The sequence below is a fragment of the Nonomuraea sp. NPDC050733 genome (assembly GCF_040654215.1).
Lineage (GTDB): Bacteria > Actinomycetota > Actinomycetes > Streptosporangiales > Streptosporangiaceae > Nonomuraea.
Genome location: NZ_JBFAHO010000011.1, coordinates 89,289 through 115,517, shown reverse-complemented (window position 1 = coordinate 115,517; position 26,229 = coordinate 89,289). Strand labels below are relative to the sequence as shown.

Genomic DNA, 26,229 nt, shown 5'->3' with positions numbered 1-26,229 from the left:
GAGCAACACTCATTGGTTCTTGTCGTCGCCCGGGCCGCCACCCGGCGGGAGACCCTCGTAGATCTCCTTGCACTCCGGGCACACCGGGTACTTCTTCGGGTCGCGGCTGGGCACCCAGACCTTGCCGCACAGGGCGCGGATCGGCGTGCCGGTCACCATGCTCTCGGTGATCTTGTTTCTGTCCGCGTAGTGCGAGAACCGCTCATGATCGCCGTCGCCGTGCGACGTCCGCGGCGTCGTTTCCTGCTCAGGGAGGATCTTCGTACTCACCCCACCGAGTCTATGCCCCGCGTCCTCCTGCACCGGGCAGCCGTACGGCCCCCGCCAGGAGCCGTTCTCCTGGCGGGGGCCGTACGGGACGGGCGGGGACGTCGTCAGCCCATGTGGACCGGCGCGCCCTGCTCGGACTTGCGGCCCGCCTTGACGAACAGCGTGAGGACCGCCGTCAGCAGCGCGACACCGGTGCTCACGAGGAACGCCAGGTGCATGCCGTCCATGAACGCGTTGTGCACGGCCGGCCCGAGCGTCCGCCTGACCTGCTCGGGCACGCCCGGCGGGAGCCCGCCGAACGCGGCGGCCTTCTCCAGCAGCGACATCTGCTCGGCCGGGATCTGCTGGGCGGCCGGGCCGAGGTAACCGGGCAGCTTGCTGGAGATCTCGGCGGCCATGACGGCGCCCAGGATGGCGGTGCCGAGCGCGCCGCCCACCTGCATGGCCGACTGCTGCAGACCGCCCGCGACGCCGCTGAGCTCGATCGGGGCGTTGCCCACGATGATCTCCGTGGCGCCGACGAAGACCGGCGACAGGCCGAACGCCAGCAGGACGAACGGGATGCCGCTCTCGATGAACGATGCGTCGATGCTGAGCTGCGACATGAGGAACATCGCCGTCGCGGTGATCACCAGGCCGATGGCCATCGTGATCTTCGCGCCGAGCCGGCCGATCAGCATGCCGGCCAGCGGCGAGGCGACGATCATGCCGGCGCTCATCGGAAGCATGCGCAGGCCGGCGTCGAGCGGGCTGAGGCCGTGGACGCCCTGGAAGAAGAAGCCCAGGAAGAACATCGCGCCGAACATGGCGAACGCGACCATCATCATGAGCACGGTGCCGATCGAGATCGACAGGTTGCGGAACAGGGAGAGCGGGACCAGCGGCTGCTTGGCCTTGCTCTGCCAGAAGATGAACCCGGCGACCAGCACGGCGAAGCCGACGAGGAAGCCGATGGTCTTGGTGTCGCCCCAGCCCCACTCGGGGGCCTTGATGATCGACCAGACGAGGGCGAACATCGCGCCGGACAGCAGGACCACGCCGAGCCAGTCGATGCGGGCGAAGGTCTGCGAGCGGTTCTCCTTGATGATGAGCAGGCCCATCAGCAGCGCCACGATGCCGACCGGCGCGTTGATGAAGAACACCGACTCCCAGCTGACCTTCTCGACCAGCACGCCGCCCACGATCGGACCGGCGGCGCTGGACAGGCCGATGATGGCGCCCCAGGCGCCCATCGCCTGGTTGAGCTTCTCACCGGGGAAGGCCCCGCGCAGCAGCGCGAGCGCGGCCGGCTGGAGCAGCGCGCCGAACAGGCCCTGCATCACGCGCAGCCCGATCAGGGCACCCACCGGGGACAGGCCCGGAACCACGTCGGCCAGCTCCTGGCTGAGGCCGATGCCGACCGACGAGAGCGCGAACCCGGCCACGCCGATGAGGAACACCCGCTTGTGACCGAACAGGTCACCGAGCTTGCCGGCCGTGATCAGGAAGACGGCCAGAGCCAGCAGGTAGCCACTGGTGACCCACTGCAGGTCGGAAAGCGATGCACCCAGGTCGCTCTGGATGACCGGGTTGGCGATGCCCACCACGGTCCCGTCGAGCATCACCATGATGACGCCGAGGCTGACCGCCAGCAGCACGAGCCATGGATTGCTTCCCGCCCCCGTGGCACCGGACTCCGGCGCCGGCGGCGCGTCGACCGCCTTCGTGTGCGCCATGAAACCCCCTCAACACATGTGTCCCACACCGGGACATAGATCTCTTAAGCCTCAGGTAATGTATGTCAGTCGATGAAAGATCTCAAACCATTTAAAAAAGTCGCGTCGCGACTTATGTCACAATGTGACACGAAGATGTCGAGGGAGTGACGCCCATGGGTCTACGGGAGCGCAAGAAGGAGAAGACGCGCCTGGCGATCCTGGACGCCGCGCTGGATCTTTTCCTCGAACAAGGGTACGACTCCACCACCGTGGAGCAGATCGCGGGGTCGGTCGACATCTCGCCCCGCACCTTCTTCCGCTACTTCACCAGCAAGGACGCCGTCGCCTTCTGGTTCCACGAGCACGGCGAGGAGATCATGCTGGAGGTCCTGCGCTCCCGACCGGCCGGGGAGTCCCCGTTCGTCTCCATGACGCACGCGTTGCGCGCCGTGCTGCGCGACTTGCAGGACTCAACTCCCGAGGACGCCCAGAGATTCCTCAAGCTGCGCCGGCTGCTGGACGACCACCCGCACCTGGTCGGCCTGTCCGTGGCCAGGGGCGCCGAGACCGAGCGGCACCTGGCCACCGAGATCGCCGCGCGCCGGGGCGCCGACGTGACCACGGACCGGGTGTCGCACCTCGTCGTGGCCATCGCCATGTCGTCGCTACGGGTCGGGTTCGAGTGCCCGCCGGGCCGGCGGCCCGAGCTGTCCCAGGTCGTCCAGCAGATGGAGGAGACGCTGGAGCTCGTGGAGAGCATGATGCGCCCCGGCTGGGACACGGGCGAGCCGGTGCCCCCGGCGGATCGCCCCGGATCCGGGGCCGCCTAGCAGGTCAGTTCATCGTCGGATCGTCCGGGCAGTTGGCCACGAACGCCAGCTCGCCGCGCTGCCGCCGCAGCACGTGGCGCCAGAGCGAGCGCGGGTCGGTGTGGAAGGTGTCGCCCGCCTCCGAGTCGACGACGTACCACGCCCCCTCGGCGATCTCGCTCTCCAGCTGGCCGGACGTCCACCCGGCGTACCCGGCGAAGATCCGCATCTGCGAGATCTCGCCCTGGAGGATCTCGGGCGGCGCGTCCAGGTCGACGGTGCCGAGCCGCGAGACGGACGGCGTGCCCGCGTGGAGGCGGCGCCAGCCCAGGGGCTCCTCGCCGCTGGGGACCGCGGCGAGGGCCAGCGCGCTGTCGGTCTGCACCGGGCCGCCCTCGAACAGCACCGGTGGCCCCGTCACCAGGGGGTCCCACACGGGCAGCACCTGGGTCACGGAGATCTCGCTCGGCCGGTTGAGCACCACACCCAGGGTGCCGCCCTCGCTGTCGTGTTCGAGGATCAGCACGACGCTACGCCGGAAGTTGGGGTCATCGAGAAGCGGCGTCGCCACCAGCAGACCGCCGACGTAGATCGCTTCCGCCATACATCCATCATGAAGGGTCACCCGCGCATCTCGCTCCCCTGGTCCGCCGTTATGACGTTTTGCGACTGTGCGGACGCGGGACGTCCGCGTCCTCGACGGTCGGGCGCCGACGTCCGCGCTGACGGCCGGTCGTCAGCGTTCCCGAACCGCCCGGGAGCACAGTCGTCCCTGTCAGCGACGCACACTCCGCCCGACAGGGAGAACGACGACAAAGCGCACCGGCGCTGCGGCAGCGGGTCGCGGAAGGCCCGGTCAGGGGGCGCCGTTACGGCGGCACGCCGTCATCCGGTCAGCGGCCGTCTCCCTGGAGGCCCCCAGCCCCGTACGGCGACTGGAGCCCACCGGGCTGTGCCGTAAAAGATGATCGAATATTTTGGGTGGTGAGAGTCGTCACGCCTCGGTGAAGCCGCGCGCGCGGCCGCCGGCGGACTCGCGGACCGCCGCCGCGACCGCGCCCGCCACGTCCGGGTGGAACACGCTCGGGATGATGTAGTTGGGACCCAGCTCCTCGGGCGTCACGACGGCGGCCAGCGCCCCGGCGGCGGCCAGCAGCATCTGCGTCGACACCTCCGTGGCCTGCGCGTCCAGCAGCCCCCGGAAGACGCCCGGGAAGGCCAGCACGTTGTTGATCTGGTTGGGGTAGTCGGAGCGGCCCGTCGCCACCACGGCCGCGTGCTCGCGGGCGTCGTCCGGCGACACCTCCGGCTCCGGGTTGGCCAGCGCGAAGACCACCGCGTCGCGCGCCATCGTGGCGATGTCGTCGCCCGTCAGGATGCCCGGCGCCGACACCCCCACGAACACGTCCGCGTCCTTGACCGCGCCGCGCAGGTCGCCGGAGTAGCCCTCGGCGTTGGTGTGCTCGGCGATCCACCTCAGCGAGTCGTCGAGGTCGTCGCGGCCCTTGTGGACGGCGCCGAGGTAGTCGCAGACCACGACGTTGCGGGCGCCGGCCGCGAGCAGCAGCCGCAGCACCGCGTTGCCGGCCGCGCCGGCCCCCGCCATGGTGATCCGCACGTCCTCGATGGACTTGCCCACCACGCGCAGCGCGTTGGTGAGCGCGGCGAGCACGCAGATGGCCGTGCCGTGCTGGTCGTCGTGGAAGACCGGGATGTCGAGCAGCTCGCGCAGCCGCCGCTCCACCTCGAAGCAGCGCGGCGCCGAGATGTCCTCCAGGTTGATGCCGCCGAAGCCGGGCGCGATGAGCTGCACGGTCCGGACGATCTCGTCGACGTCCTGCGTGTCGAGGCAGAGCGGCCAGGCGTCGATGCCGGCGAAGCGTTTGAACAGCGCCGCCTTGCCCTCCATGACCGGCAGCGCCGCCTCCGGGCCGATGTTGCCGAGACCCAGCACCGCCGAGCCGTCCGTGACGACCGCGACCGTGTTGCGCTTGATGGTCAGCCGGCGCGCGTCCTCCTTGTTGCGGGCGATCGCCAGCGAGACCCGGGCCACGCCCGGCGTGTACGCCATGGAGAGCTCGTCACGGTTGCGCAGCGGCACCTTCGACACCATCTCGATCTTGCCGCCGAGGTGCATGAGGAAGGTCCGGTCGGAGACCTTGTGGATGACGACGCCCTCGACGGCCTCCAGCTGGTCGACGATGGCCTGGGCGTGGTCGGTGTCACGCGCCGCGCAGGTGACGTCGATGCGGAGCTTCTCGTGGCCCGCGTTGGTGACGTCGAGGGCGGTGACCACGCCGCCTGCCGACTCTACGGCGTGGGTGAGCTGGCTGACGGCCTTGCCGCCTGCCGGCACCTCCAGCCGCACAGTGATGGAGTACGACACACTCGGGACGGTCGCCACGTCAATCGCTCCTTCGGGGCCTGACCAAGAAGTTCTCCTATGGTAGGGGGAACGCGGTCAGGCCGATGCCTCGGCCGTCGTCACCGGTGGGAGGCACGCCGTCAGGCCAGCGCCTCGGCCGCCGTGACGATCAGGTCGACACAGGCCGGCACGGGGATGCTCGTGCTGTCGATCACGAGGTGGTAGAGGCTCGGGTCGGCCGCGTCGGCCCGGTAGAAGTGGCGCACGTAGGCGGTGCGGGCGCGGTCGTTGCGCTCGATCAGCTTGAGCGCCTCGCGCTCGCCGAGGTCCCTCAGTGTGGCCGTCTGGAGCACCCGTCGCCGCAACGGCGCGTCGAGCCGAACGTGCAGGGCGCCGGGATGGTCGGCGAGCACGATCGCGCCGGCCCGGCCCAGGAAGACGCCGCCCTGGGTGCGGGCCATCTCCTGGAGCACCCGCTCGGTGCGCCGGACGAACTCCTCGGGAGCCAGCGGCATGGCGCCCGCCATGTACACGTCCACGCCGCCGAAGGTCACCGTGGGCAGCCGCATCGCCCCGGCCAGCAGCCTGGCCAGGCCGTGCGCGGCCCGGTCGTCGTGGGCCAGGGCCTCCTCCAGGGTGCAGCCGAGCTCCTCGGCCACGGCGCCGGGGATCGCCCGGTCGACGAACGGCACGCCGAGGCACTCGGCCACGGCGGGGCCGATGTGGCCGCCCGCCGTGCCGTACGTCGCCGAGATGGTGACGACCCGCACACCCTCAGGTTAGAACAGTGCGCTGGCCAGGGCCCTACGCGCTTTGGCCAGGGACGGGTCCTCGGCCGGGAGCGTCTCGAACAGGCCGAGCAGGTGGCGCCGCGCCCTGTCGCGCTCGTCGCCGGAGGTGCGCTTGACGACGGCCACGACGCGGGCGAACGCCTCGTCGACCGAGCCGGACAGCATCTCCATGTCGGCGGCGAGCAGGTGGGCGTCGATGTCGGCCGGGTCGGCCAGCCGCCGCTGCACGTCGGCCGGGTCGGCGCCGGCGGTGCGCTTGATCAGCCGGACGCCCGCCAGGCCCATCTTGGCGTCCTCGTCGCTGGGCACGCGGGCCAGCAGCCGCTCGTAGGCGGTCTCGGCCGCGTCGAGGTCGCCCTGCTCGATGGCCTGCTCGGCGGCCAGCAGGTCGGGGTCGGCCGGAGGCGCCTCGGGCGCCTGCTCGCCGTCGCCCTGGGCCGGCCTGGCGTCGGGGTTGGCCTCGTAGAACTGCTCGACCGCGCCCATCAGCTCGTCGAGCCAGCGGCGCACCTCCTGCTCGGGCAGCACCTGCTGGAAGCCGGTGACCGCCTGCCCCTGGAAGACGGCGAGCACGGTCGGCACCGCCTGCACGCGCAGCGCCTGCGCGATCTGCGGGCTGGCGTCGACGTTGACCCTGGCCAGGACGGCCCGGCCGCCCATGGAGCCGACCACCTTCTCCAGCACGGGACTCAGCTGGGCGCTGCCCGGCGCCCGCGGCGACCACAGGTCGAGCACGATGGGGACGCTCATCGAGCGGTCGATGACGTCGGTCGTGAAGGTCTCCTCGGTCACGTCGACGATCGAGGCCGAGGAGGCCGCCTGCGGGCCCGCGGTCTCCCGCCGGGCCTGCGCGTCCAGAGCCTGCTTGCGCGCGCCCAGGTCCACCGCTCCGTAGAGCGACCCGGGCCTAGAGAAGTCCGCCATGCTCCTCATCTTGCCGCATGCCACGACGCGGGAGCGCCAGCGAGGCCCGCCGTCCGCCATGGGCCGAACTCCGGACGCCGCGCGCCCGCACCGCCGATCACTCCCCGAAGTCGCCCGCGGCCACCCGGAGCGTGCGCAACTGGTCGAACATGGCGTGCAACTCGCCCTCCCCGTACATGGACAGGCCGAAGTCGGCCGCCATCAGGTCGGCCGTGGCGCGGCGCACGACGTCGCGGCCCGCGTCGGTGATCTCCGCCAGCACCCCGCGGCCGTCCTTGGGGTTGCGCATGCGGCTGACCAGTCCGGACCTCTCGAGCCGGTCAACGGTGTTCGTGACGCTGGTCGGATGCACCATGAGACGCTCTCCGATCTTCCACAGAGGGAGCGCCCCCGTCCTGCTGAAGGTCAAGAGCACCAGCGCCTCGTACCTCGCGAAGGTCAAGTCGTACGGCTTCAGGAGCGAGTCAAGTTGCGACAGGAGGATCTGATGCGCTCTCATGATCGAAGTGACGGCGGCCATGGCGGAAGAGGGTCCGAAGTGAACACGCCAGGTCTGCGCGGCGCGTTCGATGGGATCGAACGGCAGGTTGAGCGGCTTCGGCTGCGACACAGCGCTACGGTAGCGCGCCGCTCGTCCCCATTCGTCTGGTTACTCTGAGCTATCGCATTCACTGCTTGGCCAAGAATCCGGACGTCAATCATCACGCTCAGTTATGGTTCTCGCATCAAACGGTGACGCGGACACCAAGTCCATCGGCGGTGGGGACCTGCCGGACTGCTGACGTTCCGCGTTCGCCTACGGGGCACGGGGGGTGCTTGATGGACTTCAAGGGGAGATCGCGTGCGTGAGCACGCGGGCGTCACACGTGAGGAACTGAAACAGAGCGCGGCCGTCACCGTCGCCGTGCTCATGGCGCTCGGTCTGGCCGCGGCATGGAGCGTCCTGATCCCTGGCGTGGACGCGTGGGAGAACATCGTGGCCGCGGTCATCGGCTCGCTGCGGCTGACCGGGCCCGTGGCGGCCGGTTTCGCCGCCTGGGTGGCGCTGCGCAAGCGGAAGGCGCTGCGCGGCCGGACGATCGGCGCGTGGCGGGCGCTCAAGGCGCCGCTGGCGATCGTGGTGGTGGTGCTCGGGTCGTTCGCCGCGACCGTGCTGGTGCTGGCCGTCAAGACGGTCCTCACCGAGCAGGCCGGGCCGCTCGGCCTGCCGGGGCTGGGCGTGGGGATGGCCGGGCTGGCGCTCTACTCGGTGATCGGGTGGGTCGCGGGCTGGTTCGCGCCCGTGGCGATCACGCCGCCGCTGGCGGGGCTGGGCTGCTACCTGCTGTTCAGCCGGCTCGCCGCCGGCGGTGGCTGGACCGACCGGCTCACTCCGGGCGCCGGCCGGCCGTACGACCTGTTCCAGATGAGCGGCGGCGCGGCGTTCCTCGACCAGACGATCTGGCTGCTCGGCATCACGACGGCGCTGCTGCTCGGCTGGGCCGCGATGGTGACCCGGCAGGCGCTGGTGCTGGCGTGCGCGCTGCTGGCCGTGCTCGCGGCCGGCACCGGGGTGGCGCGGCTGCTGGGCGCGCCCAAGCCGGCCGCCGCGCAGGACATCGCCTACTCCTGTCAGGAGTGGCCGATCACCGTCTGCCTCCATCCGGCCATGCGGGCGGGCCTGACCGAGCTGGGGGCGGCCTTCACCAAGATCGCTTCGCGGCTGGCGGGCACCCCGGCGGCGTTCACCCGGGTAGAGCAGCGGCCGCTGGAGGACGAGCTGAGGCCGGCGCCCGGACTGGCGCCCATCCACGTGCGCGACCTGTCGGCGGGCTTCGCGGACGAGGCGTCGTACGAGTACGTCGAGTCGCTGGCGGCCAAGTGCGCCGGCACCCCGGCCGACGGCTACCGGGAGATCGTGATGGCGTGGCTGCGGGGCGAGCCGCTGCCCGGCGGGCCGCTGCCGGAGCACGAGTACGCGGCGGCGTGGTTCTCCGGGCTGAGCGAGCACCAGCGGCGCGAGTGGCTGCGCATGTTCTTCAGCGACTTCCAGTCGTGCAGGCTGTCGAGCACCCACTTCGGCGGCGGCCCCGCCGAGACGCCGCGGGGCCGGTCGGGGGCGGCCCAGGTGGCCGCGACCGCGGGCTCGCCCCAGCAGGTGTATCCGGTCTATCCGGACGCGGGCGACCCGCCCGTGACCGACTGGAGACCGTAGATGTCACCAAACGGCTGGCAATGATGATCCACGTCCGGGTAGTCAACACCGTATGACGACATCCCGTACGGCGCCCGCCACGGTCTCACCGGGGCGGCGCCGCAGGTGGCGATACGTGGCCGGCCTGCTGGTCCTCGCGGTCCTGCTCGTGGTCGGCGGCCGGCTGGCGTGGACCTGGCTGGACCCCACCGGCGAGCGGACCATCGACCGCAGCCAGCCCGTCCTGCTCCAGTCCATGAAAGACCTGAGCCGCTTCGAGGCCGCGACCGGCAGCTTCCAGGTCGTGGTCGACCTGGAGAAGGACGCCAACTTCCTGCCCGACGCCGTCAAGGGCACCCGGACGCTGTTCGTGGGGGCGGGCGGCGTCGACGCGTACGTGGACTTCTCGGGCCTCTCGGCCGACGCCGTGACGGTGTCGCCGGACCGGACCCAGGTCACGATCCGCCTGCCGCGCTCCCAGTTGGAGAAGCCCAACCTGGACAACAGCCGCTCGTACGTCTTCGCGCAGCAGCGCGGGCTGCTCGACCGGATGCAGGACTTCCTGTCGTCCTCGCCGGGCGACCAGAGGGAGGTGTACGTGCTGGCCGAGAAGAAGATCGCCGAGGCGGCGGCCGCCAGCGACCTGCGCAGGCGGGCCGACGCCAACACCAAGGCCATGCTGGAGGGGCTGCTGAAGTCGCTCGGGTTCACCAAGGTGACGGTGAAGTTCAGCGACGAGCCGTGACCTAGGCACCCCTAGGTACCTCAGGCTCCGCCCGTCCGTCCATGGGTGTCCAGGGATAAGGCATCCGCCCGATGTGGGCGGACAGGCCTTAGGACGAGTCTTGAGAGTGCAGGCAACAAGCACCTCAAGATCCGGGAGCCGGACGAATGCACGCCGAACTCGAGTACCTCGTCATGAAGAACCGCGCGGAGGAGCTGCGGCGCGCCGCCAGCGACGACCGCCTCGCCCGTCAGGCGAGCGGCCGCCGGCGGTCGCTGATCTCCAAGCTGTTCTCGTGACCCTCTCCTACGACCGTTAGCCCTCGTCCTGGGACGGGACGCGGATGATCAGGGCGTCGCCCTGGCCGCCTCCGCCGCACAGGCCGGCCGCGCCCAGCCCGCCGCCGCGCCGGCGCAGCTCGTGGGCGAGGGTGAGCACGATGCGCGCCCCCGAGGCGCCGATGGGGTGGCCCAGCGCGATGCCGCCCCCGTTGACGTTGACCTTGTCCAGCGGCAGGTCCAGCTCCTTGGCCGACTGGAGCACCACGCTGGCGAACGCCTCGTTGATCTCGACCAGGTCGAGGTCGGCGACCGTGAGGTTCTGCTTGAGCAGGGCCTGCTTGATGGCGTTGGCCGGCTGGGACTGGAGCGAGGCGTCGGGACCGGCGACGTTGCCGTGCCGGCCGATCTCCGCCAGCCACGGCAGGCCGAGCTCCTCGGCCTTGGCGCGCGACATGACGACGACCGCGCAGGCGCCGTCGGAGATCTGCGAGGACGACCCCGCCGTGATCGTGCCGTCGGCCGCGAACGCCGGGCGCAGCCTGGCCAGTGTCTCCACCGTCGTGTCGCCGCGCACGCCCTCGTCGTCCTTGACGACCAGCGGCTCGCCGCGCCGCTGCGGGACCTCGACGGGCACGATCTCGTCCTCGAAGACGGCGTTCTTGACGGCCGCGGCGGCGAGCTGGTGCGAGCGGGCCGACAGGGAGTCCTGCTCCTCACGGCCGATGCCGAGGCGGGCGTTGTACCGCTCGGTGGACTCGCCCATCGCGCACTGGTCGAACGCGCAGAACAGGCCGTCGTGGGCCATCGAGTCGACGATCTCGGAGCCGCCGTACTTGACGCCCCTGCGCAGCCCCGGCAGCAGGTGCGGCGCGTTGCTCATCGACTCCATGCCGCCCGCGACGACGATGTCGAACTCGCCCGCGCGGATGAGCTGGTCGGCCAGCGCGATGGCGTCGAGGCCGGACAGACACACCTTGTTGATGGTGACCGAGGGGACGGTCATGGGGATGCCGGCCCGGACGGCGGCCTGGCGGGAGGGGATCTGCCCGGCGCCGGCCTGGAGGACCTGGCCCATGATGACGTACTCGACGTCCGCGGGAGCCACGCCGGCGCGCTCCAGCGCGGCCTTGATGGCGATGCCTCCCAGCTCCACGGCCGGCAGCCCGGACAGCGCCCCGAGGAGCCTGCCGATCGGGGTGCGCGCTCCGGCGACGATGACGGAACCAGACATGGCGATGGCCTCCTGTGCGGGCAAGGGGTTCTTTGACACCATACCCACGGGTGCACGCTCGACGGCTATGGAGGCTGACCACACATGTTCATGCGGATCGACCACATCGGGATCGCCTGTCACGACCTGGAGGAGAAGATCGCGCTCTTCTCCGAGACGTTCGAGCTCAGCGTCGTCGCGCGGGAGGTGAACGAGGAGCAGGGGGTCAAGGAGGCCATGCTGCACATCGCCGACGGCGAGGGCGGCGGCTCCTACATCCAGCTCCTGGAGCCGCTGTCGCCCGACTCCCCCGTCGGCAAGTTCCTCGCGAAGCGCGGCGAGGGTGTGCATCATGTGGCCTTCGGGGTGCCTGATGTGCTTGAGGCCATCGATAGAATCGGCGGGAAAGGCGTACGTGTCCTGGACGAGCGGCCCCGGCATGGCTCGATGGGCTCGCAGATCGCGTTTCTGCATCCGAAGGACGTGGGAGGAATGCTGACGGAGTTGGTCCAGGCGACCAGGTCGTAACAAACGCAAAAAACGTTCATATGTAACTAGTCGTGCAGAAAGTTGGACGGGGCTTCAGACTCGGCACCGGCGGAGTACTCTGGCTTTCCACCGGACAAGGGGCCTGCCGTGAGGCACAGGCTCCCGGCTCGGCTGCCCCCGAACCCCCCGTCCGGCCCGTGTAGCCGTCTCGACAACCCAGGATCGAGCCTCCATGCAGTCCGACATCGACGCCCAGCTCAACAACTTCTTCGAGGACGCCCCCGCACGCGAGTTCGACGTGGTCCTCCGTGGTTATGACCGTCACCAGGTCCATGATCACCTGAAGCAGCTCGACGGCGAGTTGCGTCAGGCTCGCGAGCAGGTCTCCACCCTGCAGCGCGATCTGTCCGACTCCCAGCGCCAGCTCCAGGAGCAGGAGCGCCCCACCTACTCCGGTCTGGGCGCCCGCATCGAGCAGTTGCTGCGGCTGGCCGAGGAGCAGGCCACCGAGCTGGTCCAGGCTGCGAGGTCCGAGGCCAACGAGATCAAGGCGGCGGCCAAGGTCGAGGCTGCCGACCTGAGGGCTGCCGCCGAGGCGGAGGCGGCCGAGAAGCGCGCGCAGGCCACCCGCGAGAGCGACGAGATGCGCACCACCGCGGAGCGCGAGGCGGAGGACATCCGCTCGACCGCGCGCCGCGAGGCCGACGAGCTGACCAGCACCACCGAGCGCGAGGTCGCCAAGCTGCGGGCCACCGCCGACCACGAGGTGGCCGAGAAGCGGGCCGACGCCGAGCGTGAGATCGCCAAGCTGCGCACCACGACCGAGCGCGAGGTGGCCCAGCTGAGGGCCTCGACCAAGCGCGAGCGTGACGAGGTGCTGACCACGGCCAAGCGGCAGGCCGACGAGATGCGGGCGCAGGCGCAGCGGGTGCTGGAGGAGTCCGAGGCCAAGCGGGCGCAGGACGAGGCGGAGTTCGAGATCCAGCTCGCGTCCCGGCGTGAGGAGGCGGAGCGCCAGGAGGCGGAGCGCCACGCCACCGCGCAGGCCGCGACGCAGAAGCTGGTCGCCGAGGCCGAGCAGCGCGCCGCGACGGCCGAGTCCCGGGCCACCAAGGCCACCCAGCAGGCCGAGCAGACCCGCCGCGAGGCCGACCTGCACGCCAAGCAGCTGGTCGCCAACTCGCGCAAGAACGCCGACCAGATCGTGTCCGAGGCGAAGTCGAGCGCCGAGACGATCGTCACCGAGGCCAAGAACGAGGCCGAGCGCACCCGCACGTCCATGCAGCGCCAGGTGGACGAGCTCACCCGCCAGCGCGACAGCATCACCAGCCACCTGGCGCAGCTGCGCCAGCTGCTGGGCGGCGCCGCGCTGCCGGGCATGGAGCCCGAGCCCGCGGTCACGGCGGCCCCGCCGAAGCCCGCGCTGTCGGCGCCGGTCAGCGACAAGCCGCTCACGCCCGCCCCGGCCGCCAAGCAGGAGGCCAAGGCCGAGGACGACGCGGAGTGGTGGCAGGAGTAGCCCGCCTCACCGGGGGGTGAGTGACGGCTGAGAGAGCCTGGCGACCGGCTGGTCGCTAGGCTCTCTTTCTGTTGCCGGCCCGTTCCGGGCTCCGGCGCCTGGTCCGCCGCCCCCCGACCTCCAGGAGCCCTCCTTGTCCGCAGACGTCGCGTCCGACGCCGCACAGGACCCGGCAGCCGACCGGCCGCCGTCTTCCGTCCCCACGCCGCCGCCCGAAGGCCCGGCCTCTGACGGCCGGTCGTCCGAAGGCCCGCCATCCGACGGCCCGCCCTCCGATGGGCCGCCCTCCGATGGCCCGGCGGGCGAAGGCCCGGCAGGTGAAGGCTCCTCGGGCGAGAGCAGGGACGTGCGCGCAGGTGGGGGCCCGGCGGCGTACGGGTTGCCGGGCAAGCCGCTGGCTCGTGGGCCGTTCCTGTTCGGGCTGGTCGGCGGGCTCGGTGTGCTGACGGCGATCGCCATCGCGCAGATGGTGGTCGCCTCGCTCAGCGTCATCGTCCTCGTCGTGGTGGCGATGTTCCTGGCCGTGGGGCTGAACCCGGCCGTCGAGGCGTTGCAGCGGCGCGGCCTGGCCCGGCGGGGCGCGATCTCGATCGTGTTCGCCGGCGTCATCGTGGGCTTCGTGCTGTTCGGGCTGGCCGTGGTGCCGCCGGTGAGCAAGGAGCTGGCCGACTTCGTCGCGGCGGTGCCCGGCTACGTGAGCGAGCTGAGCAACCATCCGACCCTGCGCCGGCTCGACGCCGACTACCAGATCCTGCCGAAGCTGGCCCAGTTCGTCACCGGCACGGTCGGCCCGTGGCTGGCCAGCGGCGTCGTCGGGGCGGGGCTGGTGGTGCTCGACGGAGTGTTCACCACGGTGACGCTGCTCGTGCTCATGCTGTACTTCCTCGGCTCGCTGCACACGATCAAGGCGTACCTGCTCAGGCTCGTGCCGGCCTCGCGGCGGGAGCGGACGGCGGCGCTGTCGGAGCAGATCCTGGCCGGCATCGGCGGCTACGTCGCGGGCAACGTGATCATCTCGATCATCGCGGGCGCGCTGACGTGGATCTTCCTGTCGATCCTCGGCGTCAGGTACGCGCTGGCGCTGGCGCTGGTGGTGGCGCTGACGGACCTGATCCCGCTGGTGGGCGCCACCATCGGCGCGGTGCTGGTCTCCGCGGTGGCGCTGCTCCAGTCGCTGCCCCTGGGCATCGCGTGCGCGATCTTCTTCATCGTGTACCAGCAGATCGAGAACTACCTCGTCTACCCCAGGGTGATGAAGCGCTCGGTGGACGTGACGCCGGCGGTGACGGTGATCGCCGCGCTGTTCGGCGGCGCGCTGCTCGGCATCGTCGGCGCGCTGCTGGCCATCCCGGTCGCCGCCGCCATCGCGCTCATCATCCGGGAGATCGTCCTGCCCCGCCAAGCCCAGTCCTGATCATCCCGTCGAGCCCGGTCCTGACCACCGCCAAGCTCAGTCCCGATCATCCCGTCAAGCCGGGTCCTGGTCATCCGGGCGATCGTCCCGCCTCGCCGAGCTCGGTCGTGAGGAACTCGGTGACCGCCGCGTTGAACGCCTCGGGCTGCTCGACCGCGCTCAGGTGACCGGCCTTCGGGATGACCTCCAGCCGTCCGTGCGGCACGGCGCGGACCATGGCCTCGGCCTCGGCGGGCGGCGCCAGCTCGTCCTCCTCCCCCACGATGACGAGGAGCGGCACCTTGAGAGCGGCCAGCGTGGCGGCGGAGTCGGGGCGGGCCGCCATGGCGCGCTGCGCCCAGGCCACCGCCCCGGGCGGCGCGGACTGGACGAGGCCCTTGACCCGGCCCACGACCATGGCCCGCCGCTCCTTGGTGGTCGGCCCGATGAGCGCGGGCAGCACGTCGGTGAGGAGCACGTCGGTGCCGCCGGACAGCACCGCCTGGGCGATGCGCTCGCGGTTGTCGCGGGCCGGCTGCGGGTCGGGGCCGGCCTTGGTGTCGGCCAGGACGACGCCGAGGACGCGGTCGGGGTGACGCCGGCAGAAGGCCATCGTCACGTACCCGCCCATCGACAGGCCGCCGACCACCGCCTGGTCGATGCCCTCGTCGTCGAGCAGCGCGGCCACGTCGTCGGCCATCGCGTCCACGGAGGGCTCGTCCTCGCCCAGCCGCGATCCCCCGAAGCCGCGCAGGTCGGGCGTGATGACGCGGCAGGTTGCCGCCAGCCCTTCGCGTTGCGCCAGCCACATGGCGGAGGAGAGGGGGAAGGCGTGGAGCAGTACGACCGGCAGGCCGGTTCCCGCTGATCTCGTGTAGAGCTGCACGATCACACGGTAGACCGGTTCCCTCGGACAATCACTTCACGTCGCATACCTATATACCCGGATATAGGCAGCCGTTTTCCCGATCTCCCCGGAAAACGACAGGTCAGCTCGTGCCGATGGCCGTGGAGCCGCCGTCCACGAAGAGCACCTGGCCCGTCACGTACGCCGACGCGTCCCCGGCCAGGAACACCGCCGGATGCGCCATCTCCTCCGGTGTGCCCCAGCGGCGCATCGGAACCCCGCCGACCGTGGCGCGGCTCGCCGCCTCGTCCTCCCACAGGTTGCGGTTGAGCTCGGTGGCCGTCCAGCCGGGGCACAGGGCGTTGACCCGGACGCCCGACTGCGCCCACTCCACCGCCAGCGTCCTGGTGAGCGCCACCAGGCCGGCCTTCGCCGCCGCGTACCCGGCGAGGAAGGGTGCGCCGAGCGCGGCCACCGACGCGACGTTGATCACCGAGCCGGTGCCGCGTTCGAGCAGGTGCGGGGCGATCGTGTGGCAGACGACCATGGCCGAGTCGAGGTTGAGCCGCATGAGCTTGTCCCACCCGGACAGCCGCAGGTCCTTGAACTCGACCATGAAGTTCGAGCCGCCCGCGTTGTTGACGACGATGTCGACGTGCCCGAGTCCCTCGACGGCCTGCCGTACGGCGTCCGCGGCGGCCTCGCGGTCCGTGAGGTCGGCGGGGATCACCAGGGCACGCCGGCCACGGGCCTCGACCTCCTTGGCGACCTCGGTCAGGGAGTCGGCCGAGCGGGACACGAGGGCCACGTCCGCTCCCGCCTCGGCGTAGGCGAGCGCGATGGCCCGTCCGATGCCCTTCGACGCCCCTGTGACCAGAGCCTGCTTGCCAGTGAGATCGAACGCGCCCACAGTTCCTCCTCAAGTCATTACCGAACAAGATTCTAGGGACATGACGCCCATGAACGCCACCGGCGCGGGACCCGCGAAGGGTCCCGCGCCGGCGTCCTGGTTCAGGGGGGCGTCAGCCGCCGCCGCCCAGTCCCCAGAGGATGATCTCGATCGCGTCGGCCAGTCCGCTCTTGTCCATGTAGCCGGTCACTCTGGCGCCGGTCTCGGCGATCGTGCCCGTCCTCGTGTTCTCCGGCTCGACCTTCTCCGGTCTGAAGATCTGCCGCTCACCGGAGCCGGTGCCGGAGCCACCGGGGCGGGCCGCAGGCGGCGGTCCGTCCGGGTACATCCGGCCGTCACGGTAGACGGAGTAGGACTGGGTCGGCTGGGTCGTGCCGTCGTTGCGGTAGACCTGGCTCGGCCTCGGCTGCATCGGCTGCCGGCTGTCCCTGGGCGGGGACTGCCGCTGCGTCGCCCTGTGGCTGGTCGGCCGCTGCGCCGGACGCTGCCGTGCCCGCTGGATCCCGCTGGGGAGCTTGCCGGCCCGCCGGTTGCGCGTCCTGGCCGCCGCGGACGCCCGCCGCTTCGCCGCCTGATCGGCTTCCTTCCTCTTCGCCTCTCTTCTCGCCTGAGCCGCGGCCCGCCGCTTGGCCCGTGCCGTCTCCGCCTTCCTCGCCCTCTCCTGCGCCCTCTTCTTGGCCTGCTCCTGGAGCTTCTTCCTGGCCGCGGCCGCGGCCCTCTTCTTCTCGTTCTCCAGAGCCCGCTTCCTGGCCTCCGCCGCGGCCTTCTTGGCCGCCGCCAGCGCCCGGCGCCGCGCCTCGAGAGCGGCCCGCCTGGCCGCCGCACGCGCCGCCGCGATGGCGGCCCGCCTGGCGGCGGCCATCGCCAGCCTCCTGGCGATGATCTGCGCCGAGACCCTCACGACGATGACGGCGACGACCCAGAACAGCTGCCCGTCGGGGTCGCTCATGGTGACGGGGCTGTTGTTGGCGTAGGCGTAGGCGTTGAGCTGCTGCGGGTTCTGCTCCTCCATGACCGGGTCGACCGACAGGAAGCGCCCGAGCTTGGGGTCGTACTCGCGGGCGCCGAGGTGGACCAGGCCGGTGGTGGCGTCCTGCGTGCCGCCCACGAACCCGCGCTGCCCCGGCCAGAACGCCGGGGGCGAGCCCCGGTTCTCGCCGAACGGCGTCGTCCTCCGTACGGCGAGCTCACCGGTCGCGGCGTTCACCGCGGCCTGCGAGGTGCCCTGGTGGTCGTTGGCCAGGAAGTAGACCTGGTTGTCCGGCGTGCGCACCGCGATGGGCTCGCCGCCGATGGTGTAGTAGCGGGTCTGCTCGACGACGTCCTTGGCGAAGTCGAAGCGCAGCTCCATGTCGTCGACGTAGAGCGTGGCATCGGTCGGCGTCTTGCGGATCAGCCGGTCGCCGTCCGCGCTGTAGACGAAGGACGTCGTCTTGCCCGCCTCCGTCACCGACTCCAGGTTGCCCTCGGCGTCCCAGACCAGGCTCTGGTCGGAGTTGCCGACCTTGCGCCTGGTGGTGTTGCCGGCGGCGTCGTACTCGAAGATGTCCTGCCCGGCGGTCTGCAGTGCGTGCGGCTGCTTGCCGCCCGCGGCCGGGTAGGTGTAGTCACGCGTGCTCTCGCCCGCGCCGCCGAAGGCGTGCTTGGTCTCCTTGGTCCGGTTGCCGGTGGAGTCGTAGGCGTAGCTGACCGCGTACGGAGCCACGCCGCCGATCTTGTCCGACTGCGGGGTTCCGCTGGCGCAGTCGTCGTTGGCCGTCCACGCCGAGGTCAGCCGGCGCAGATGGTCGTAGGTGAAGCACTGCGTGTCGGGGCCGCTGGCGCCCTTGTCGGCGATCTTGGTGATGTTGCCGACCGCGTCGTAGCTGTAGTTGAGGTCCAGGTCGGTCGCCGGGGCGCCCTCCCTGTCCACCCGCATCCTGGACAACCTGCGGGTCGCCTCGTCGTGGGTGTAGGTCAGCCAGGTCTTCTTCGTCCCGGAGCCCAGCTCGTACTGCAGGGTCTCGCCCAGCTTGGAGTAGCGGGTCGCGTTCACGTACGTCGACAGGCCGGTGACCTTCGTCGGCTGGCTGAGCGCGTCATAGCTGTAGACGACCGACTCCTCCTCCAGCCCGCCGGCGGCCGGGAAGCTGACGGACTGCACCTGGTCGTCGATCGTGTAGCGGGTGTTGAGCACGTACGAGCCCGCCAGCTTGCCCTCCCGCTGGGGGATGGTGACGGTCTCGCGCAGCGGTCGGTAGTCGGTGTCGATGGCGTTGATCTCGGCCTTGTACGCCTGCCCGCCCACGTAGCGGACGCTGGCGTTCATGTGGCCCTTGGCCAGCGCGTCGTACTGCCATTCGGCCAGCAGCGGACCGGTCGCGGAGCCCTCGTGCAGCTCCTTCTTGCGGCCCAGCTCGTCGTAGACGTAGTACAACGTCTTGCCACGCGAGTCGGTCGTGGTGAGCAACTCGTCGGCGTCGTTGTACGTCATCGTCGTGACGCCCTTGTCGGGGTCCTCGGTCTTGATCTCGCGGCCGCGCATGTCGTAGTGGTGACGCCACACGTTGCCCGCCGAGTCGGTCACCGTGGACAGCCGTCCGGCGTGGTCGTAGGTGTACTTGGTGGACTCGTACTCGCCCGTCGGGGTGGCGCCCTTGTACTGGCGCAGCTCGATGAGCCGGTCGTCGGCGTCGCCGATGCGGGTCGTGGCGGTGCCTCCGGGCGGCGGCGTCACGTGGACCCGGTCGCCCTGCTGCGTGCTGGTGACCCGGAACTTCTCCTGGCCCTTCGTCTTGAGGATCTGGGCGTTGGCGTCGCCTGTGCCGTCGAACGTCGTCACGACCTGGTTGGGCACGTCCGTGTCGGCAACGGCCAGCAGGTCGGTCGAGGGGGCGCCGGTGGCGAAGTAGCCGGTGTTGGCCTTGGCGGCCGTGCCGAGCGAGTTGTAGAGGGTGTCGGTGATCGTGCGCCCGTCACGCAGCGCCGGGTCCTGCGTCTGGTCGTCGCGCGGCGCGGGCTCCTGGGTCTGGCGCTTGCGCATCAGGCCGTCGTACAGCTCGTGGCTGGCGCTGTAGGTGCCGTCCGCGTTCAGCGTCTTCGTGGTGACGACGCTCGGGCCGTCGGTGCGCATCGTGTAGGAGAACTCGGTGCTGGGCGTCTGCCCGGCGGCCTTGCTGCGGTCGGGCTGCCAGACCTTGATCAGGCGGCCGAGCGCGTCGTACTCCATGTCGGTGCGGCGGTTGTTCGCGTCGATCTCGGCGTACGGCTCTCCCCAGGCCGGTTCGAGCAGCGTGCGATCGACGTGGCCGAGCTGGTTGACCTCCTTGATCTCGGTCGGGGGCGCGCCCGCCGCCGGGACGTAGGTGGTGGTGGACTTGGTGCCCACCGCGTCGGTCTCGCTGGTCTCGCGGCCGTAGGCGTCGTAGGTGTGGGTGCTCTCGACGATCGTCGCGCCGTCCCCGGAGACGGTGTGCTCGACCGTGGTCACGTCGCCCTTGCTCGGCGCCTGGCCGTAGGCCTTGTTGTCGTACTGGACCTTCTGGTCGGAGATGACCTCACCGGCGGCCAGCTTGGACACGGCGGTGCCGCACCCCGCGGCGACCTTCTGGATCCGGCTCGTGTAATCGAGCATCCAGGCCGTGTCGTTGCGGGCGTAGGTGTAGCGGGTGCACTGGTCGTCGTCCGTCGTGGCCAGGTCACCCTTCTCCTCCACCTGGGTGAGCAGGCCCTTGGTGTCGTACGCGCGCTCCTCGCCGGTACGCCGCCACTTGCCCCCTTCCAGCGCGGTGCGGGTGACCATGGACTTGGGCTCGACCACGTACGCGGCCTTGGTGACGCCGTCCTGCGTGGACTCGGCGGTCTTGACGGACCAGGGCTCCTCCAGCGTGGCGGTCAGGATGGCCCCGCCGTCGCCGTCGTAGAGGATCTCCTCCCGCTCGAAGCCCGCGAGCTGGTCCAGGTCGTCGCGCTTGCCGCCCTCGGTGTCCGTGACCTGCGCGCTGCGCTTGGAGCCGTCGGCCTGCTTGTCGCCGTGCATGCCGCGGAAGTAGCGGAACTCCGTCAGCGTGCGCTTGGCGTCCTGCCCGTCGCCCTGGCGCACCCGTACGCGGCCGTATCCCCGGTAGTCGGCCCACGTGCGGTGCTCGGGCTTGACCAGGACGTTCTCGGCGTAGTGCCAGGCGGCGCCGTCGAGGTACTCGTAGTCGGTGACGACGTTCGGCGCGCCGCCGACGCGGTCCACCTCCATCGTCTGCGTGACCACGTACTTGTGGAACCAGTCGGTGACCTCGCCCTCGTTCGGCGGTGCCCACCGCTGCGGGAAGCAGCGCCTGGTGTTCTTGTCAGCGGTGGGCACGTCGCCGGGCTTGCAGTCGGCGGCGGAGTAGTTGACGCGCAGCTCGCCGCCGGACTCGTTGTTCACGGCCTGCACGCGCCACTTGACCAGCGGGGCGCGGCCCTCGTTGGAGTCCACCCGGTTGGGCAGTTGCACGCCGGTGAACGTGACCTTGGGCAGCGTGATCGTGCCGCCCACGTGGCCGCTCTGCTGGATCGACGCCAGCCACAGCGACGGGCTCATGCCGTCGCCCGAGGCGGGGAACTGGTGCGTCAGCGTCCAGGAGTCCACAGGGGTGTACTGGCCCGAGGCGTTGACGATCTGCGTGGTGACCTTGGTCAGGCGCTTGCGTGTGAAGAACGTCGGCGCCAGACGGTCGGTGCACTTCACGCCGGAGGCGCAGATCTGGTCGAACGGCACGTCCGGCCAGGAGCTGGCGGTCTCCTTCTTGAGCTGGTCGGCGGCGCAGGTGATCGTGCCGTTGGGCAGGCAGCGCTCGGCCACGTCGAAGACGACGCGGGCGGCGGGAGCCTTGGTGAACAGCTCGTTCTGCAGGTAGCCGTAGTCGATGCGGGTGAGGTACCCGGCGCGGTCGTACACGGTGCCCTGTTCGGGCTTCATGTTACGGCCGTAGTAGTTCTTCTCCTGGGCGTACCAGTACGTGGTGGCGTTGCCGTGGGTGTCCACCGCGTAGTCGAGGTTCCACCGGTACGCCTGCTGGCACCAGGCGTTGGCGGGGGTGCTGTTGTAGCAGGGCTCGCCGCTGTTGTTGCCGAACACCGGCACCGTCTGCACCGACTTCGTCTCCGGCTTGCCGCTGACCCAGCCGGGCAGGCGGTTCAGGCCGAAGGTGTACTGCGTGCCGTCGGCGCCGGTGACGCGCCAGTACTCGCCGTTGTTGTCGCCGTTGGTGGCGCCGGTGAGGTACTCGATGCGGGTGCCGTCGTCGTGCTTGGGCCGCCACTGCTTGGTCGTGGCGTCCTTGACCAGCTCGATGGCCGAGTTGCCGAGCGACAGGGTGACGTTCTCCCCGCTCCAGCACAGGTCGCCGGTCTTCTTGCCGTCGACCATGCAGGACTTGTAGCGGCGCTCGACGTAGCCGCTGGGGTTCAGCTCGAAACCCTCACCGACCCAGGACGGCTGGTTGTTGGTGGAGGCGGTGCGGCCGTCCACGCTCTGCGAGGAGTAGTCGATGGACAGCTCCGGCTCGTCGCCGCCCAGCGCCGGTGGACTTCGCAGGTCGTAGTCCCAGTTGAAGTCGCCCGACTGGGCTCCGACGCTCCAGCTCGCCGACGGGGCGAGGGAGGTGGCGGTGTGGTCGCCCGCCGGTCCCGACGACGACGCCGTCACCGCGTACAGGGCGGGGGTGTCGAGCTCGGCGGTGATCGTGCCGGCCTTCGTGTCGTTCTTGGCGGGCACCGGCTCCGGCAGGGGGCAGTTCGCCCCGGTGGTGGCCGTCAGCGCGCAGTCGGGCAGCTTGACCATGCGCAGCCGGGAGCCGTAGTCGCCGCCGAACGCGTAGCGGAAGCCCGAGTAGTCGAACTGGAGCCGGGTCTTGCCGGCCTTGGCCGCGACGCCCTGACCGGGCGAGACCCGGAGGGCGACGCCGAGCAGCCCGGCGCGCTGGGTCTGCGCGGTGTCGAGCAGCTCCACCCGTACCGGCCCGGCCTCGGCCGCCCTGGCCGTCTTCGCGTCACCGCTCGCGGGCTCGGCCAGCCGTACGGGGAAGGACGAGTCGGCGGCCTTGAGCTGGGCGGCGCCACCCAGCTCGACGGCCTGCGGCTTGGGCCAGGTCACGCCTGGCGGCGCCTTCCACGCCTGTTTCTCGGTCGGGTCGGCCAGCTCGGGCAGCACCGGCACGGGCTTGCCGGTGACGGGCTTCTCCTTCTGCACCGCCGGCGCCGTGCGGGGCGCGGCGCTCGCGGGCTGGGCGGGCGCCAGGGGTGCGAGGACGATGACGGACAGGACGGCCGCCAGTCGGCGTGGCCACGCCGACTCGCGCATCGCGCCCTGTAAACGATTCCAGTAGGACTCGGACAGATCTAACTCGGACGGTGTATCCATGATCACCCAATCGGTAAGGGGGGTTATTGGGCGGATTCGGCGAGATCTGAGGGGGTCGCGGAAGAGGGCCGGGGGCCTCGGTCGAGGCCCCCGGCGGATTCATTGGGCGGCGAGCTGGGCGATCTGCTCGACGCTGAGGGGTCCGTCGTAGAGGCGTACGTCGTCGACCGTCCCCGGCCAGTAGCCGGTGAAGGCGCCCGCGCTCCTGGTCCGGCCGAGCTGGAGGGCGCCGACGGCGTTCCACGCGCTCGCGTGGCTGGTGACGCTGGTGGTGGTGAGCTGCCCGTTGACGTAGACGCGCAGCTCACTCCGCAGGGCGTCGTAGACGCCGGCCACGTGCGTCCATTCCAGGGGCACGGCGACGGCGTCCGAGCGGGCCCGCACCAGCGCGGCGGTGTCGGTGTCGGAGGCCGCCATGCCGAGCGTCCACCTGCTCTGCTCCTTGTCGAAGCCGAGTTGGAAGCCCGCGGCCCGGTTGCCCGGCTGGGAGACGGCGGCGGCGTCACGGGTCGGCAGGTAATCGAGCTGCGTCCAGACCGCGACCGTGAACCCGGCCTTGGTGTTCACAGCCGGAGCGCCGGCCTGGGCGTACCCGTTGACGCCGTCGAGCGCCAGCGCGCCGTCCAGCCAGCCGGCGGTCCAGGAGGCGGCGCCGCCGAGAGTCGCCGCCGTGCCGCGGCCGGAGGAGTCGGCGGCCGTCACGCCGGTCTCCTCGTCCAGCGCCCAGTGCCCGATCAGGGTCGCGGCGCTGTTGACCAGGTCGGCCACCTCGTCGGCGAACATCGCCCGGCCGTAGACGCGGACCTCGTCCACGTCGCCCGGCCAGGACTCCGCCGCGGCGCCGTTGACCTTGCCGCGGCCGATGGTGAGCGGCCCGGTGGCGTTCCACGGCTTGGTGTAGGCGACCGTGGACTCCAGCTTGCCGTTGACGTAGAGCGAGATCTGGCCCGCCGCGGAGTCGTAGACGCCGGTCAGGTGGGTCCACTCGTTCAGCCTCGGGGCCGCCGCGGAGAGGGCGCGGACCGTCGCGGCGCCGTCGGCGTCCGTTCCGGCGCGGGCCAGCGCCCAGCGGTCGTCGGGCTTCGAGTACTGGAGCGCGAAGCCGCCGGTCCTCGCGCCCTCCTGAGTGAGCACGGTGGCGGTGGCGGTGTTGGCCGTCAGGCGGGCCCAGGCGGTGACGGTGAAGTTGCGGCTCGTGTCGAGGACGGGGCTGGAGGTCTGCGCGTACGCACCGGCCAGGCGCAGCCCCGACCCGGTCTTGCCGGTCGTCCACGTGGCGCCGTTCAGCGTCGCGGGGTGGGCGTTCGCCGCGTCGGCGGCCACGGTGCCCTGGCCCTCGTCCAGCGCCCAGTGGCCGCTGGGCGCGCGGCCCGAGTTGACGTTGAAGACGTACGTGCGGATCGGGCCGGACTGGCCGGCGCGGTCCTTGCTGCGCACCGACAGGACGTTGGGCCCGTCATGGCGCGGGGTGAGCGCGATCGTGGCCGTGCCGTCGGCGCCCGGGGCGACCTCGGTCTTGGGTGTGGTGTCGAGCCCGTAGACGTACGCGGCCACGTCCGGCACGCCGTTGGGCTCGAACCTGAACGTGCCCGCCAGGCCGACGCCGTCGCTCCAGCCGGTCTCGGCGTACTCGGGTGAGGTCACGACCGGCTCCTTGCCGGGGGCCGTGGCGTCCACGGTGGCCTCACACCAGGGACTCCAGGCGCTGGTGGCCTTGCCGTCCTCGGCGCGGACCCGCCAGCGGATGAGCGCGCCGTCGGCGTACAGGCTCGTCGGGATCGTCGCGTAGTAGGCGCCTCCGGACGAGCCGGTCGCGGTGACGTACTCGCCGGTCTTCGTCCCGGCGGCGTTGTACCACTCGAACCGGCCCTTGACCGAGTTGTCGGCGTCCTTCAGCTTGGCCCACAGCTTCGGCGTGGCGGTGGGGATGACCGGCCGCCCGTCGCCGGAGGCGCAGGCGCCGCCCGGGTCGGACCACGCGTCGGCGGCCACGGGGGCGGACGGGATGGAGTTGTACTCGATGACGACGGTCGGGTTGTTCTTGAACTTCTTCCAGGCGTAGACGTCGGTCTCGCTGGTGGCGCGCAGACCGATGGTCATGGAGTTCCACTTCTTGGCGGCGGCGTCCGCGGCCCACGAGGTGACGTCGAACTCCACGCCGCCGGGCAGGCAGGAGGAGCCCCAGCCCTTGGCCACGTTCACCGTGGACAGCAGCCTGGTCCACGACGGCTGGTTGTTCCAGGTGGTGCTCTTGCTGATCGCGCCCGTTCCCCAGGCCTCCACCTTGCGGGCGCTGCAGGAGTACGACCACGTCTCGTACGTGCGCAGCGTCGCCTTGATGATCTGCTTGCCGTGGATCGCCGTCCCGGACGACATCTGGAAGAAGGACCGGTTCTTCTGCGACTCGACGTGGCCGACCCTGGCGACGTCGCTGGAGTTCAGGTAGTTGGAGCTGGGCCAGTTGCTCCAGACCGCCGTCCACGAGCCGCGCGCGGCCGAGAAGTACGGGTCCAGGTAGACGGGGAAGCGGGTCTTGGGATCGGCCAGCATCTTCCTGTCCGGCTTCAGCCGGAGCCGTTTGCCGGCCAGCTCCACACCCATCGTGGCCTGCCTGGCCTCCGGGGAGCGGCCTTCCTTGAGCGCCTGCGGGCTGGTGATGCCCTCGGAGTCCCACATCGTCGGGGTGGGCGCGATGAACACCGTGCCGCCGCCGCCGTCGATGGCCTCCAGGTTGCCCGCCTTGTCCGCCTTCAGCGACAGGTCGCTGGTGGCCAGCGGGTACGTCAGGTCGGTCAGGCTCGCGGCCGCCTCACGCGACTTGACCACCAGGATGTGCGAGAAGCCGTCCACGTCCGCGGTGACCTGGAGGTCCACTCCCGGCATGACCTCGGCGTAGGTGGCGGTGTCGCCGTTGAGGGTGGGCTTGGGGAGCGCGCCCTGCCAGCCGAGCTCCAGGGCCTTGGCCCCGCGCGACAGGCGGGCCAGCGGGCCGGGTCCGCCGCCGGAGAAGGTGAGGCCGGCCGCCGCGGCTACCGGCTCCACCGCGCCGTCGGGGCGCAGGCGCAGCGTGGTGTCCACGGGCACCCAGGCGTCGCCCTTGCGGACGCGTACCGGACGGGCGTACAGCTCCAGGGCGAACGTGCCGTCGGGCTTGGCGAAGACCTGGCGGGTCTCCGTGCGCAGCGACTCGACCTCGACCCGCTTCCCGTCGCGGCGGGCCAGCGCCAGCGCGGAGGTCTCGGCCGGGTCGGCGCCCGTCCCCCCGGGGGCCGGCCCGCGGAGGGTGTCGTGGGAGGGAACCTGTTGTCGGAGTGCGGCGGCCGAAGCCGGTTCATCCAGGGGCGCCGCCGCGACCGCCCCTGCCAACATCATCACGACGAGCCCACGACCAACGCGCATCCGCCCTCGCAAGCGCCGAGGCGGGACGCCGCGCGGGTCAGACCCGCCC

Annotated in this window: 19 protein-coding genes; 7 read left to right on the top strand and 12 right to left on the bottom strand. The window is 71.0% G+C overall.

The genetic code is table 11. The features are described from left to right. Positions 1 to 9: 9 nt before the first annotated feature. Positions 10 to 270 (bottom strand): DUF3039 domain-containing protein, encoded by a 261-nt coding sequence (locus tag AB0H64_RS20250; RefSeq protein WP_310710620.1) that lies wholly within the window; start codon positions 268 to 270, stop codon positions 10 to 12. Positions 271 to 374: 104 nt separating this feature from the next. Continuing rightward, entirely contained in the window at positions 375 to 1,985 is a 1,611-nt protein-coding gene (locus tag AB0H64_RS20245; RefSeq protein ID WP_357626453.1) for an MFS transporter, read from the bottom strand. 155 nt (positions 1,986 to 2,140) lie between these two features. On the opposite strand from AB0H64_RS20245, the gene AB0H64_RS20240 reads away from it, so the two are divergent. Beyond that, positions 2,141 to 2,797: a TetR family transcriptional regulator gene (locus AB0H64_RS20240; RefSeq protein ID WP_357626450.1), complete on the top strand. Its 657-nt coding sequence runs from the start codon at positions 2,141 to 2,143 to the stop codon at positions 2,795 to 2,797. A 4-nt stretch (positions 2,798 to 2,801) separates the two neighbouring features. Here AB0H64_RS20240 and AB0H64_RS20235 read toward each other — a convergent pair whose 3' ends face one another. From AB0H64_RS20235 to AB0H64_RS20215, 5 genes are all read right to left on the bottom strand, one after another. Further along, on the bottom strand, positions 2,802 to 3,380 hold the full coding sequence (locus AB0H64_RS20235) for a YqgE/AlgH family protein (protein ID WP_355437143.1): 579 nt from the start codon (positions 3,378 to 3,380) through the stop codon (positions 2,802 to 2,804). A gap of 390 nt (positions 3,381 to 3,770) precedes the next feature. Beyond that, on the bottom strand, positions 3,771 to 5,180 hold the full coding sequence (locus tag AB0H64_RS20230) for an NAD-dependent malic enzyme (RefSeq protein ID WP_357626447.1): 1,410 nt from the start codon (positions 5,178 to 5,180) through the stop codon (positions 3,771 to 3,773). A 101-nt stretch (positions 5,181 to 5,281) separates the two neighbouring features. Further along, entirely contained in the window at positions 5,282 to 5,911 is a 630-nt protein-coding gene (locus AB0H64_RS20225; protein ID WP_357626445.1) for a cytidylate kinase-like family protein, read from the bottom strand. A gap of 9 nt (positions 5,912 to 5,920) precedes the next feature. Beyond that, a complete protein-coding gene (locus tag AB0H64_RS20220) occupies positions 5,921 to 6,856 on the bottom strand; it encodes a tetratricopeptide repeat protein (RefSeq protein WP_357626443.1) in 936 nt (311 codons plus the stop codon). Between the two features lie 97 nt (positions 6,857 to 6,953). Then, positions 6,954 to 7,466, bottom strand: a complete 513-nt coding sequence (locus AB0H64_RS20215) for a MarR family transcriptional regulator (protein ID WP_357626440.1) — start codon at positions 7,464 to 7,466, stop codon at positions 6,954 to 6,956. 231 nt (positions 7,467 to 7,697) lie between these two features. On the opposite strand from AB0H64_RS20215, the gene AB0H64_RS20210 reads away from it, so the two are divergent. The 3 genes from AB0H64_RS20210 to AB0H64_RS20200 all read left to right on the top strand — a co-directional run bounded on the left by AB0H64_RS20210 (position 7,698) and on the right by AB0H64_RS20200 (position 10,052). Then, entirely contained in the window at positions 7,698 to 9,050 is a 1,353-nt protein-coding gene (locus AB0H64_RS20210; RefSeq protein WP_357626438.1) for a hypothetical protein, read from the top strand. 52 nt (positions 9,051 to 9,102) lie between these two features. Continuing rightward, positions 9,103 to 9,774 (top strand): DUF4230 domain-containing protein, encoded by a 672-nt coding sequence (locus AB0H64_RS20205; RefSeq protein WP_357626435.1) that lies wholly within the window; start codon positions 9,103 to 9,105, stop codon positions 9,772 to 9,774. 146 nt (positions 9,775 to 9,920) lie between these two features. Next, the gene (locus tag AB0H64_RS20200) at positions 9,921 to 10,052 is read left to right on the top strand and encodes a hypothetical protein (RefSeq protein WP_357626433.1); all 132 of its coding nucleotides are present in this window, start codon (positions 9,921 to 9,923) and stop codon (positions 10,050 to 10,052) included. Between the two features lie 16 nt (positions 10,053 to 10,068). On the opposite strand, the gene AB0H64_RS20195 is transcribed toward AB0H64_RS20200, so the two are convergent. Further along, positions 10,069 to 11,265: an acetyl-CoA C-acetyltransferase gene (locus AB0H64_RS20195; RefSeq protein ID WP_357626430.1), complete on the bottom strand. Its 1,197-nt coding sequence runs from the start codon at positions 11,263 to 11,265 to the stop codon at positions 10,069 to 10,071. A gap of 84 nt (positions 11,266 to 11,349) precedes the next feature. Between AB0H64_RS20195 and mce the strand changes: the two genes are divergently transcribed. The 3 genes from mce to AB0H64_RS20180 all read left to right on the top strand — a co-directional run bounded on the left by mce (position 11,350) and on the right by AB0H64_RS20180 (position 14,666). Further along, positions 11,350 to 11,772, top strand: coding sequence for a methylmalonyl-CoA epimerase (mce, locus tag AB0H64_RS20190; protein ID WP_357626428.1), 423 nt, complete (start codon positions 11,350 to 11,352; stop codon positions 11,770 to 11,772). A gap of 193 nt (positions 11,773 to 11,965) precedes the next feature. Beyond that, entirely contained in the window at positions 11,966 to 13,252 is a 1,287-nt protein-coding gene (locus AB0H64_RS20185) for a DivIVA domain-containing protein (RefSeq protein ID WP_357626425.1), read from the top strand. A 346-nt stretch (positions 13,253 to 13,598) separates the two neighbouring features. Continuing rightward, positions 13,599 to 14,666, top strand: a complete 1,068-nt coding sequence (locus tag AB0H64_RS20180; protein ID WP_357626422.1) for an AI-2E family transporter — start codon at positions 13,599 to 13,601, stop codon at positions 14,664 to 14,666. Between the two features lie 70 nt (positions 14,667 to 14,736). Here AB0H64_RS20180 and AB0H64_RS20175 read toward each other — a convergent pair whose 3' ends face one another. The 4 genes from AB0H64_RS20175 to AB0H64_RS20160 form a co-directional block, all read right to left on the bottom strand. After that, positions 14,737 to 15,531 (bottom strand): alpha/beta fold hydrolase, encoded by a 795-nt coding sequence (locus tag AB0H64_RS20175; protein WP_357626419.1) that lies wholly within the window; start codon positions 15,529 to 15,531, stop codon positions 14,737 to 14,739. A 103-nt stretch (positions 15,532 to 15,634) separates the two neighbouring features. Further along, entirely contained in the window at positions 15,635 to 16,402 is a 768-nt protein-coding gene (locus tag AB0H64_RS20170) for an SDR family NAD(P)-dependent oxidoreductase (protein ID WP_357626417.1), read from the bottom strand. Positions 16,403 to 16,514: 112 nt separating this feature from the next. Beyond that, positions 16,515 to 22,721 (bottom strand): RHS repeat-associated core domain-containing protein, encoded by a 6,207-nt coding sequence (locus AB0H64_RS20165; protein WP_357626414.1) that lies wholly within the window; start codon positions 22,719 to 22,721, stop codon positions 16,515 to 16,517. A 159-nt stretch (positions 22,722 to 22,880) separates the two neighbouring features. After that, positions 22,881 to 26,153 carry a LamG-like jellyroll fold domain-containing protein gene (locus tag AB0H64_RS20160; protein WP_357626413.1) on the bottom strand — a complete coding sequence of 1,091 codons (3,273 nt, stop codon included), beginning with the start codon at positions 26,151 to 26,153 and terminating at the stop codon, positions 22,881 to 22,883. Positions 26,154 to 26,229: the final 76 nt, after the last annotated feature.

Excerpts from the sequence above, each read along its gene's own strand:
- AB0H64_RS20235 (WP_355437143.1), bottom strand. The coding sequence starts at position 3,380 with ATGGCGGAAGCGATCTACGTCGGCGGTCTGCTGGTGGCGACGCCGCTT.
- AB0H64_RS20205 (WP_357626435.1), top strand. The coding sequence starts at position 9,103 with ATGACGACATCCCGTACGGCGCCCGCCACGGTCTCACCGGGGCGGCGC.
- AB0H64_RS20160 (WP_357626413.1), bottom strand. The coding sequence starts at position 26,153 with ATGATGTTGGCAGGGGCGGTCGCGGCGGCGCCCCTGGATGAACCGGCT.
- AB0H64_RS20195 (WP_357626430.1), bottom strand. The coding sequence starts at position 11,265 with ATGTCTGGTTCCGTCATCGTCGCCGGAGCGCGCACCCCGATCGGCAGG.
- mce (WP_357626428.1), top strand. The coding sequence starts at position 11,350 with ATGTTCATGCGGATCGACCACATCGGGATCGCCTGTCACGACCTGGAG.
- AB0H64_RS20185 (WP_357626425.1), top strand. The coding sequence starts at position 11,966 with ATGCAGTCCGACATCGACGCCCAGCTCAACAACTTCTTCGAGGACGCC.
- AB0H64_RS20165 (WP_357626414.1), bottom strand. The coding sequence starts at position 22,721 with ATGCGCGAGTCGGCGTGGCCACGCCGACTGGCGGCCGTCCTGTCCGTC.
- AB0H64_RS20220 (WP_357626443.1), bottom strand. The coding sequence starts at position 6,856 with ATGGCGGACTTCTCTAGGCCCGGGTCGCTCTACGGAGCGGTGGACCTG.
- AB0H64_RS20240 (WP_357626450.1), top strand. The coding sequence starts at position 2,141 with ATGGGTCTACGGGAGCGCAAGAAGGAGAAGACGCGCCTGGCGATCCTG.
- AB0H64_RS20245 (WP_357626453.1), bottom strand. The coding sequence starts at position 1,985 with ATGGCGCACACGAAGGCGGTCGACGCGCCGCCGGCGCCGGAGTCCGGT.
- AB0H64_RS20200 (WP_357626433.1), top strand. The coding sequence starts at position 9,921 with ATGCACGCCGAACTCGAGTACCTCGTCATGAAGAACCGCGCGGAGGAG.